Annotated in this window: 10 protein-coding genes; 3 read left to right on the top strand and 7 right to left on the bottom strand. The window is 43.4% G+C overall.

The features are described 5' to 3' along the window. The first annotated feature begins 104 nt into the window (after positions 1 to 104). On the top strand, positions 105 to 1,322 hold the full coding sequence (locus tag ACJJIY_RS21610) for a hypothetical protein (RefSeq protein ID WP_413662963.1): 1,218 nt from the start codon (positions 105 to 107) through the stop codon (positions 1,320 to 1,322). 87 nt (positions 1,323 to 1,409) lie between these two features. Here the strand turns inward: ACJJIY_RS21610 and ACJJIY_RS21605 are convergent, their stop codons facing one another. Continuing rightward, entirely contained in the window at positions 1,410 to 2,366 is a 957-nt protein-coding gene (locus ACJJIY_RS21605; protein ID WP_445358809.1) for an alpha/beta hydrolase, read from the bottom strand. A gap of 72 nt (positions 2,367 to 2,438) precedes the next feature. On the opposite strand from ACJJIY_RS21605, the gene ACJJIY_RS21600 reads away from it, so the two are divergent. Together ACJJIY_RS21600 and ACJJIY_RS21595 are read left to right on the top strand one after the other, a co-directional pair. Then, complete coding sequence (locus ACJJIY_RS21600; RefSeq protein ID WP_444896441.1) at positions 2,439 to 2,969, top strand: redoxin domain-containing protein; 531 nt, start codon at positions 2,439 to 2,441, stop codon at positions 2,967 to 2,969. Between the two features lie 93 nt (positions 2,970 to 3,062). Further along, positions 3,063 to 3,506, top strand: a complete 444-nt coding sequence (locus tag ACJJIY_RS21595) for a hypothetical protein (protein WP_445358808.1) — start codon at positions 3,063 to 3,065, stop codon at positions 3,504 to 3,506. Positions 3,507 to 3,657: 151 nt separating this feature from the next. Here the strand turns inward: ACJJIY_RS21595 and ACJJIY_RS21590 are convergent, their stop codons facing one another. The 6 genes from ACJJIY_RS21590 to ACJJIY_RS21565 all read right to left on the bottom strand — a co-directional run bounded on the left by ACJJIY_RS21590 (position 3,658) and on the right by ACJJIY_RS21565 (position 11,180). Next, on the bottom strand, positions 3,658 to 4,044 hold the full coding sequence (locus ACJJIY_RS21590) for a DUF2750 domain-containing protein (protein WP_445358807.1): 387 nt from the start codon (positions 4,042 to 4,044) through the stop codon (positions 3,658 to 3,660). A gap of 1,038 nt (positions 4,045 to 5,082) precedes the next feature. Continuing rightward, the gene (locus tag ACJJIY_RS21585; protein ID WP_445358806.1) at positions 5,083 to 5,727 is read right to left on the bottom strand and encodes a ribosome-inactivating family protein; all 645 of its coding nucleotides are present in this window, start codon (positions 5,725 to 5,727) and stop codon (positions 5,083 to 5,085) included. A gap of 1,010 nt (positions 5,728 to 6,737) precedes the next feature. Continuing rightward, positions 6,738 to 6,833 carry a hypothetical protein gene (locus tag ACJJIY_RS21580; protein ID WP_445358805.1) on the bottom strand — a complete coding sequence of 32 codons (96 nt, stop codon included), beginning with the start codon at positions 6,831 to 6,833 and terminating at the stop codon, positions 6,738 to 6,740. 231 nt (positions 6,834 to 7,064) lie between these two features. Next, positions 7,065 to 9,371, bottom strand: coding sequence for an anti-phage 6A-MBL system cap2_3 protein (gene cap2-3, locus ACJJIY_RS21575; RefSeq protein ID WP_445358804.1), 2,307 nt, complete (start codon positions 9,369 to 9,371; stop codon positions 7,065 to 7,067). Beyond that, positions 9,361 to 10,530 carry an anti-phage 6A-MBL system MBL-fold protein gene (gene mblB, locus ACJJIY_RS21570; RefSeq protein ID WP_445358803.1) on the bottom strand — a complete coding sequence of 390 codons (1,170 nt, stop codon included), beginning with the start codon at positions 10,528 to 10,530 and terminating at the stop codon, positions 9,361 to 9,363. The genes cap2-3 and mblB overlap by 11 nt, the downstream gene beginning before the upstream one ends. 26 nt (positions 10,531 to 10,556) lie before the next feature. Next, entirely contained in the window at positions 10,557 to 11,180 is a 624-nt protein-coding gene (locus ACJJIY_RS21565; protein ID WP_445358802.1) for a hypothetical protein, read from the bottom strand. Positions 11,181 to 11,277 lie beyond the last annotated feature (97 nt).

Below are 11,277 nucleotides of genomic sequence, written 5' to 3'. Positions count from 1 at the left end.
TATTAACCGGATACCTTTCGCAAGCCATAAAACAGTCTCGGCAACATAAAAAGACAATTTAATAAATTGGGACCAAGCCCGAGCAAAAATAAAAGGACATCACAATGACACTTTATCAACGATTGGGTGCGAGCTTCTCTTTACTATTAGCGGGGCTTTTGGGATCAGCCTCTGCAAGTGCGGATAACTGCTACATCCTGGTTCATGGCCATGGTACTGAGGGCCATATCAAGCAGCGTACTAACTCCCAGGGTAATCTTGAGCAGCCGGCTTTAGATTATTGGAGTGAGGCTTACTTCGATGAATACGCGGGTAGTGACTTTATTGAACAGTTGCGTGTAAATGGCGGCAATTACGGTGTGGTTGGTTACAACTCCACCGATGAGGGCGAGATGCCCTACTGGCATGACGGCACCGCGGGTGAAATCGCTCGGCAGATAATCGCTATTCGCAATGGCGAAGGCGATGATTATGAGCATGAAAACCAGTGTGCTGCCGATGACACTTTCTACGTGATCGCCCACAGTCAGGGCGCCACCCAGATGATGTACCTTGCGGGCAATGCCGTACCGGGGTCCCCTTACTATAACCGTGCTTACAACCAGCTGGATTCCAATACTGTGACCGAAACCTCGAAGGTTTGTACTGGCTCCTGGTTCTGGAAAAGCTGTAAGAAGAAAACCGAAACCGTTAATGTCGCAGGCCTGAATGATAGCTACGCAGTTGAAGTGGACTTTGATACTGCCATTAGCGGTATCGCGGCAATCTTTACTACTGGTGGTGCAATCACCGGTACTGAAGGGGTTGATCGACTGTGTAACGGTAGCTGGATCGAAGATTTGATCAACGATTGGTTTATCGGTCGTGAGTGCGCAGCAGTACGTTACCTGCAAACCAATGATGTCTATGCTGTACGCAACTATGTCGGCACTAACCTGGCTGCACCGGTTTATACCATTGGAGGCTACGCCGGTTTCCCAGGTATTGAGAGTGCTAGCTCTTTGCTGTTGGGCGGTGAGGACGATGGTTATATCAATCTGGCTTCCCAGATGAACTGCTCTGGTTCTGCTAAGCGCAACTTGTGGTCAAATCTGAAGGAATACAAGACCTTCTTGGGTATTGCTTACGGAAGCGCTATCTTCTCCTGCGATAATGACAATAAGGGGACAGCGCGTTCCTATAACCTGGCGAGCATTTATACCGATCATGACGCTCAGCGTAACGGCGGTATTATGGCCCCAGACTACACCGGTATCCCCGATGGCCTGAACTGTGGTGCCGGTAAAAATACGGCTGGTCGTATTGCTGCCTGTACAGAGTAATTAACTCATCGTTTTAAAAAAGGCCCGCTTAAAAGCGGGCTTTTTAGTTTGCGGGAATCATATATTTACTTCTATTAATTTTTAGCTCTAGTGATCCTCTACCTCTTGCAAATTGTTCTCTGCCTTCATACGAGATATTTCGATCTCTTCCGCAAAAATCTCATGGATTCCGAAACGGTAACTGTCAGTACTATTTGCCGCATGGGTACCGCCTGGAATCGTTGTAAATGCAATGCGCCAGGGAGTGTTCTCTCGTTCTTTCCAGTGCTTATGCCAGGAGAGTGCATCATTGCGTAGGTTTGGCATGTCTTTGGAGCCACTGGTTACTGCCAGAGTCAGATCTTCTCTTGTTGCTTGTACAGGTTCCCTATGGAAAAACTCCTGTTGTGGAAGAAAGGTGGCGTTACTAGCTATCAAGCCTCGAAATAAGTCGGGCTTAGTAAAGGCAGTGTACAGCACAAAATATCCCCCTCGACTTTGGCCGAAGAGAACCCGTTGTCGAGGGTTTACCGCGTAGCGGCTTTCAACTGCTGGCAAGAGCTCCTGCTCTAGAAAGTTGAGAAACTGCGGTGCACCGCCATACTTAAGTGTGTCAGTGTCAGTGTCAGTGTCAGTGTCAGTGTCAGTGTCAGTGTCACTGTCACCGGGTAGTGAAAAGTCAAAACTGCGATGATTGAGCTCGGGTTTAAATGAGCCGTAAGCAATACCTACGATAATCGCCTCGGGGGCGTAATCATCGTAATGCATAAACAGGTGATTAGTAGCCAAAATTGGGAACAGTGAATCCCCATCGAGGAGATAAATGACCGGGTAGGTTGTATCCTCGTTTGGATTATAGCCCTCAGGCAGGCGAGTATAGATATGGTAGGGGCGCCCAATAATCGCTGAATCCAGCTTAAAGTAGTCCCCTTTCAGGGCAGGTAAGAACTCAAGAGGCTGGGAATGACTTTCAGGAGAAGAGTTACTTTGGTGGTTAGCAGGGCAGCCACTTAGCAGTCCGGCTGCTAATAGCGTTGATAGAAAACGAATAAGGGGCTTTTTCATCGAGTCTCCTATACTAACGGTGGGATTCATTGGTTGACTAAGTCTCTTCTTATATTCTCAAGTGGGGTGCTAATGAGCAATATAAAGCTTGCTGCTGGTATCGATTTTCCTGCAATAGAAGTAAAGCGACTTGGTGGAGGTGAGTTGGTACTGGGGAAGCTTGAAGGTAGTTTCCCTTGGCAAATGGTAGTCGTTTACCGAGGTAAGCACTGCCCACTATGTACCAAGTATTTGCGTGTCTTGAGTGTACTACTACCCCGCTATCATGCGGAGGGTATTGACGTGGCTGTTGTCTCTGCCGATACGGAGGAAAAAGCTTCTCTGCATATGGAAGCAATTCAGCCGGGATTTACTGTCGGTTACGGTTTATCAATACCCCAAATGCAGCAGCTTGGGCTCTATATTTCAAAACCCCGCTCCCCTGAAGAAACAGATAGGCCCTTTGCTGAACCGGGTGTTTTTGTCATCAACGAATCTGGAAGGCTGCAAATAGTCGACATTTCCAATGCACCTTTTGCGAGGCCTGACTTGCAAACGCTATTGGTGGGTATCGAGTTTATCCGAAATCCTGATAACCATTACCCAATTAGAGGAACATATTAATATTTTTTTAATACCCTGCTAATTCAGGGAGCTATATTTTGGATTAAAAGTTTGTAGTAAAGTTAGAGGTCTGGAATTTAAGGGGGTAGGGTAGTGAAGAACGCTTTTCTCTCTGAGGTGAATCACTTCAAGCTTAATCCAATTGATAATAGTAAAGTCGTATTAATTGATGGCCCCAACCAAAGAGCTATACCCGTTTATGGCAGAGAGATTGTTGCTCAATATCAATTTCTCGATAAAGTGTTAGTTATCCTACATGATTGGTGGTCTCTGGATCAGGGAGTTAATATCTACCTACTCTCTAGAGGAAGAGTTTTGGATTTTGCTTTGAGTTCGGATATCGACTTATGGGGAGATTTAGATGACGTGAAAGTTATCCAACCGGATACTATTTGCTTTTCTTTTCCGAATGCTTTGCACTGGCGACTGCGCTGCTATAAGCGGGCAAGGCCGGCTTTATATCTTTCTCTTCCTTATAGTTTTTGGTGGCGTCGAAACTTATTTTATTCCTGGTTTTCATTGCAACGCCTCAAGTGAATGGTATATATAAATATCAGGCGGCGAATCTGTAATTGTACATTACCCAAGTAAGATAACAGGTGTTTACCCTGTTATCTTATTTTTATTCAATAGAGCTGAACTTTTTCTGTCGGATTTTTGAAGCGGTAGCTTCAACGTGAGTAGCCTATTAGAAGTTGTTCAGCTCTTCCCGTAGATCGGTCTCTAGTTCCTCTGAGCTAGTAATCCATACGCTTTTATCCAGCGCAGGAAACACACCTATTTCAATGCCGTCACCTTTTAAGCCAGAAAGCCATTTTTTTAAAAACTGTGGTAAGGGAATGCTTTTAGGGGTGAGGCCCGTTTCATTCTCAGCATAGGCTTGGGCAAATTCAGCGCTTGGCCATACTGGCAGATATTCAAAGCCACCATCTTCATCGGTGTGTATTTTAAGAAAGCAATTTTGGCTATCGATCAGTATCCAGATCTCCCGCTCTTCTCCGGCTATGCTCAGAAAATACTCGTAGCGATCTTCACAGCTGAGATTAGTTATTTCACTTAAATCTGGGGTGCTCATATATCAATTCATTGTAGCTAGGTAATAGGCGAGTAGGGATAACTGAAGGCCTGCTCATCTAGAGGCATAGCTGTTATACCAATTAATGCGGGGCATTATGCGCGAATACAAGCCGCTATCCAAATGCATTGCCGAGATGGTCAGCGGCAGGGGGAGAGAAAGAGTTTCTATAGAACTTAAGTCTATGGTTAGAGTGAAGAGGAAACTGGAATGCTCAAAATAAAAAAAACGGGCATTAAGCCCGTTTTCAATACTTCTCTTCCTGTGAGCGACTACTTTCTCCTTTTTAGTAATTCGCTAACCAGGAAGTACTGTGAATGGCGTCATTGAGTGACTTTTAAATTACTGTAAAATCAATAAGTTACGTGTCTAACACACGATCAAATAACTCTTAGATTGATAGCATCTGGTGGCTCTGGTGTAGGAAAAGGACACTATCTGGTGACTTAACCTTTATTAAAGCTCATTTATGTGGAGTGGGGACCGCTTTCCATCTCGATTGACCAACGGAAGAGTTGATAAAGCGGCAGTTTCCTACTTCTACTCCGATAGGGATGAAGCTGCGACTAAGAGAAAGGGGTGATACTCTCAATCTGAAGAGTAAGGGCCATAAGGTCGGCTGAGTATGTGTGACTGTATAGTCAGAAAGGTCTCTTATGCTCCTTTACGGTAAGCCTCACGTAGCCCATGGCGTTAGTATAGATGGAGATTTGATAGACATCTTTTGAAACCCTTGCAATCATCTTCTTCTATTCGGTTTATAGGCCCCATTAATTGCAGCTAAGGCACGCTGAGTTATGGTTAGCTATTGCTGAGGGAGTTTGTGTAAGTCAGACAAACACGCTGACCATTAATACCGAACTCTATCGCTCAATGCTGGCACTGAGCTGGGCTCACTAAATATTGATGATCTACCCCCTCGTCTTGTAGAACCGTTTATTGTTGTTGGTGTATTCTTGGCACCGTCTTAAGGTTCCACGTCTGAGTGGCTGAGGCTGAAGAGAGTGGTATCTTGATCACAGTAGTGCCCAAAGTTGCTTAAATATAATTGAGATGTTTTATGTCGACTTTCTCATTAAAATCACTGTCTGGCTTGCTATAGTTTTTCCAGTTCTTCGCGTCTTTAAGTAAGGTATTAATTGGTACGGCTCCATCTTTTATTGAAGTAGATATGGTGTTAAACCTTATTGCTTCAGAAAGAAAAATAGCCATGTTGCCAAATGGTTCGGCATAATCTTTGTGAAGTAATCTTTCTTTGGTGGAGTCTGAGTTGTAATAAAGATGTTTAGAAGATTCATAGGCATCATAAATACTAATTTTTTTAGTGGAACTGCTTGTAAATCCCATAGAAGGATAGCTGCCATCAAAAGGTAGAATTTTTGTATTTTTTGATACTATGTTCCCCTTGATATCAGGTAAAGTAAATAGATTTTTTGGTTGGCCCGTTACTCCTCCTGTAGAATAGCCCGTCAACCATAAATCGCTATTTCTAATATAAAATATAACTCCAAGATTATATCTTCGCTCTATGGGAATAAAGACCCTAGTTGGGAACTTACTATCTCTGTTTAAAGAAAAATGTTTTTTTAATCTCTTTATCCCATTGGCGTATATTTGAGGGCCGGAGCTATAAGTGAAGTTACCATTGTTTATAGATGATAGATCGAAAAGAAATACAGCCATCTTGGGCCTCTGTATGAAGTAAATTTTTTCAAATTTATCATTTTTGAGAGAGATTAATATTACACAGTATTACGGGCGGAAACTTTGGAAGAATATTATAACTTAGTTCGGGTGTCGGGATTACTCTCAGATGAGTTAATCTCTAGATCCCCATGACTACTGACACTCTTTGTAGTGGCAATCAGCTGGCAGTCGATTTATTAGTTTCTACACGCACAAGCTAGGACGTTCGTGGTAGTTCATGCCAACTAGCTAGCTTTGAAAGAAAGATACTAGTTAGAAGTGTATGCTAGATATAACTATTCAGTCCCAGTATTACAGTAAAGATCAATTAATCCAACAAAACTACCTCTTATGAGCTTTATTGCTACACTACTGGAGGTAACATCACGTAATGCTGTATATGTGGTGTGAGAAATTGTAAGTATTAGTTGTGGTCAAATCCAACCGGACACTTCTTTAAGCACATTTCTAAAATTCGATAGGGGCCATGTTCCCCAGTGCTGTATGTATTCATCGTGAATAATAATCAATATAGGCTCTCACATCTGCTATCGCATCCTCCCCTATTGGATAGAGGTTGCGCGTTAAGTATTCCCGCTTCAAGTTGCTAAAGAAACGTTTAGTCGGTGCGTCGTCTTAGCAATTTCCTTTACGGCTCATTGAGCACACCATTCCATACAACCTCAATATTGTTTTGTAGGTATGACTGGCATGCTGGCTGCCACGATCAGAATGATACAGGTGGTCCTTTGGGAGCGTAAGCAAAATAACAGCTATCATCAACGCACGAGTTACCAAGGCTGTTTCCATCTTACGATCTAGATGTAACCAATAATCCGGTGCGAATAGAGGTCAATCATTACCGCCATGTTCAACCAATCCTGCAAAGTCTATATATAGGTAATACCAGTCGTCCAAACTCGATTCTCGGCACTCGATGAGAAATCCCTATTCAGAAGACTTTCAGCAACTGGCAGTTGATGCTTGCTAGTTGTTGTTAGTGTAAATCACTTTTGGTGTTTTACTGCCAAGCCTAAATTTTTCATCAGCTTGCGGACTCGATTGCGAGTAACTTCAGAGCCTTCTTTGTGTAACAGCTTCATTAACCGACGGCTTCCTAAGCTCTGTCGAGATTCTGCAAATAAGGCCTTCAATCGATGGCATAGTTACTAAATCTGGCCTTCTATTGGGCTATCACTACGACGATACCATTCGTAATTACTTTACTTCACCTCGCTTGGTAGTTTTACCATCTTAGCGAAGTTTCCAGAGGGATTAGACCGCTACAAACGGTAGCGGTGCAGCGAAGTCACATCTAGGTATACTTAAGAGGGTTATTGCTCTGTATTTTTTAGTTGGTTTCGAATAAGAACGTATTCTCTTTGCATACAGAACCCAATACTACCTTCTGCTACAATTAGCATGATAGGAATCGTACTACTGGTTGTGAATTCATCAGTGATCGAAGCTAATTGCTTCTTGTCATCACAACTTGGGCTAGCTGTTACATTAGGTGGATGTGAGTGCCACTCACCAACATATGATACAATTCCAGCTGTCCTCCGTTGTGTTTCATTTATTATTTCTTCTTGGCCTTCTGATCCTCGAAGAAAGCTACTTGGGCTCGCGATGCTATTTGGGGGCTGCCCAACCCAGGATACCAGTGCAATGATTTTAGTTTTTTGATCGACAATCCCCAGCAACATGCCACCGGTCTCATTTGGTAATTGGTTCCTACGTTCAGTTTGGATACTTTCTTCAAAGTCTAAATCCCAAACTATTTTCCAACCGGCAATAGATACAGTTTGAACTCTAGCAACAGGAATGTCATAAGGGGTAATCGCACCAGACTGGTCATCATAGTCCCAAACACAAATCTTTGCCTGGGGACTCGAAGTAGTTTTTCGAAGCTGGCGAGCTAAAGTGGCACCATGTAACTGAACTAATTCATTTGATATTGCGACTGAGGCATCACGACATCCGGCACCCACCCAAAATTGACCATGGTGTCCGTCTAAGTGGGTTCTTCCCCAGTTGGATGTTAGTATTGCGCGGTAATACTGTGCCTCTAAGTGACTACTACGAATAGTACGCTGTTTGTCTTCAAGTAAAAGGATTGATGCTGATCCAGATGGAGTGAAAAATACGCTAGCTACCCTTGGCACATCATTCCGTTCTGCCAATTCACGTGGAACGTACAAAGTAGTTGTGACATCAACTAGTATCTCTGCATTTTTTAATATGTTTAAAAGCTCTGGAGTATCATCTGTGATACTACCTATATAGTCTCTGTCAGTAGATGATTTAGGCTGCTCAAATAGGTCATCGATAATTAGTCGAGATATATGTGTTTTAGCTAAGCCGATAGCTCTATGCGTTGCAATATGGCGTGCAACATTATGTACTTGGAGAATATCATCATCAATGAAATGCCAATTGCCCCACGCTTCCCTAGCCCATAGATGGGCCATGGTGCTACCCAGTGCCCCTAAACCAGCTATGACCCCCGTTGGCCCAGGTTCGGTAGCCGATAGGCCTGAATAGAGCCTGATGTTTTCTTGTGATGGAAAAAGTTGAACCTGAACTAATTCTAAACGTAGTTCTCGCCATTTCTCAGATTCACTTGTATTTGATTGACCTATTGAGGTATCTACATACCATTTCTTATCTGTAGGTGATTCAAATAGTGTTCCGAGAGATTCTCCAAGCTTGCTTAGTGTAGTATTAATTGCAAATCCAAGGAGTTCAGTTTTCTCAACTTTTCCATTACGACAGCGAGGAATACCTAAAATAACAAGCACAAATTGTGCTTTCGAGGATTCCTGGCCGGTTAAGCCCGTTGATCCAACTCTTTTACGAATCATGGATTTCAGTGGCTCTAAGATATCAGCTCCTCGATCAGTAACCATATCCTGAAGCCGGCCGAGGCTGGTTGGGTATTGCTCTACAGGCCCATTTTCAATGGGATCTAAGATTAGTGAAATGGGTATACACGCAGAGGTCTTTTGTTCATCTATATTACTTGCCGGAACATACTGTCCCCGAAGCGTGGAGCGACTTGAGCCATTAGGTTGGTAGGACGTGAAAACCAAATGATATTCCAGGTTTTCGGTTTTCTCAAAGTGGTCGCGAGGTAATAGGATGGTCGTAGAACTATTAAAAAATAGCTGCTCAATCGGTTGGTCGTCCTCGTGAATAGTGCCTTCAGCTGTTGACCTCAGCCACCATAAAATACGTCCTAGAAAAGACTGTGGTGTCCAGGAACGCTCTACCGACTTCCAGTTTTCAATATATAGACAAAGCGAGCGAGGCTCGCCTTCAAGGACATGATTTTGGTGTATCGTGACTGGAAAATCTCGACGTAATGGACGAACCTCCCAATGAGAATTACTGTTTGGCGTATAGACAACCGCTATCAACTCAACTCGTAAAATACCAGCCGTATTATTAATCTCAAATGTACCATCGCCGATCTCCAGCGTGACCATGAAATTCCCTAAGGCCACGTCTTTACAATAGCCTTGCACTTCGCATGCAGAATGCTCCTCACAAACATCCCTAAAGGCTTTTAGGGCTTCTGGAATGGCTTCATTGTCTGCTTCGGCAACTGGTGTTCCCCATTCAAAGTACTCAGTTGCCATTGCCTGCTCGACTCGGACTACTTGCAGCAACGGCTATTGCAGCAGGTGCAGCAACACAAATTTTGAAGCCAGAGCCGGTTGTCTCAATCTCTAGCGGAGCGGGTTTGGCTTTGCTGGGCTCTTCTCCTGTACATTTGAATAATCCGTTGCCGTCTTGCATTGAGCGGTATTCACGTTTTGCGCGGATGTATGGTGGATCATCATCATCCCCGTTAATGGGTTTACTACTAGAGACGATTATTGCGCCACTGTTGCTTTGGGATAACGCAGAACGTGCATCGGCTGAAACCACAGCTTCCTCACCTTTTTCAGACCAGCTGTCATGGGATAAGGTCCGCCAAGAGCAATGGTGAGGAGCTAGAAGTAGGTCATACTTTAAATCTTCCGAGCTGAAGTTTGCCCAAATCTTTTCCCATATGGAAACATCTGCATCGCCACCAGTTAGGAACTGACTAAAGCTTGACTCATATTCCGAAAATTTAATACTAAAGTTGATAATGACACTGGAGCCATTTTTAGAGAGGGTCTCTTCGGTATCATCATCCTGTTTTGCCATTGGGCCCAATAGCTTCCAAGTCAAATAATCCAAGCCTTCTCCATTGACTCCTTTACGAGATTCACCTGCTTTTATCAAAATGGGTTCTAAATCATTAGTTTTACCATTTTCATCTTCTCCAAGAATCAGGATACGATCCCCCTCGGGAACGGCAAAATTATGGTCGCGATTGGCTTGTACACGCCTTCTGGCCTCACTGCTAAATGCTTTCGCATCACTACAAAGGGTCAAATTTTTTGAGGCACGACGAAATACCATGGGAGATGACCACATCTCCCTAATAATAATTCGCTTTTCGTTCTCTGGCTTATCATCATCTGCGTAGTCTTCAATTGGTCCGAGCCAAAAATGTTTTTCTAGACCTAAACAATGATCTTCATCTGGATGCGAGAGTAGCATGCCATCTACATAAGGCCTGTTATCGTTATCAGTTTTGATACGTTTTCTCAATTCTTTAGCGACATCAGGGGTAGGATCATCTGGACTATCTGCGGCTGCTCGAATCTTGCAATCAATCAGAAGACTGGTGGCAATAGTGTTTGCTAGCCGAATTAACGTCATGTCGCCATTTCCCACTGGGAAAAAAGTGATTTTTGCGCTCATCTATAGCTCCTTGGTCCATGACCAGATTATTGGGCTGCGGCAACAGCATTGATAACAAATCGTTTACCTGTAAACCGGGCTGCTAATAGCGATAGAAACGTAAATATACCGAGAATATAAAAAACAGATGGTAAAATTGGGCCGATTAGGGTTCGATCACCAAACCAATGCCAACCTGTAGCTATGAGAAATAACATAATAAAACCTGAGAAAACGTCTCTGTAAAGCAGAAAGTCGCGATGAGATTGTTGTACTCCCGGGATTTCTTTCACAGGCTTATATATCTTCTGATACCAAAAACTATTACGTTGGTCTGCGGTTGTATCTTTTGCAAATATTTCCGGCCACTTTGTCTGGGCCTGGATGACGTCTAGGCGAGGGTCTTTTCGAATGAGCTTATGTATTCGACCAGCTGGCATTTCGTTGAACAACCGAGTAAAAATTAACTTATGCTTGATGTCATGAGGTATAAGATTAGTTAGCATGATTAAAACCGCTGAGATCAAAGGGCTAGCTGTGCCTGCCACAATAACCTCTTTCCAACTTGGAATCTCAGTAAATCCTATCTGAAATCCAGCGCCGACCAATATGCCTGAAACAAGTATGGAAAAAATAGTTTTTTTGTTGTCGGTCTTTAAATCGGTGCTCATTCAGCTTCCTTTGCCGTTGAAATTTGAGGGTGAAAATAGCTTGAGGTGCAGTCCACTCCTGAGTGGTAACGTGGGGATTGCTAATTTAAATTCAACC

The organism is Microbulbifer maximicatervae (SeqCode) (genome assembly GCF_052468155.1).
Note: the sequence above shows the minus strand (reverse complement) of the source record. Positions and strands in the feature narration are given on the sequence as shown.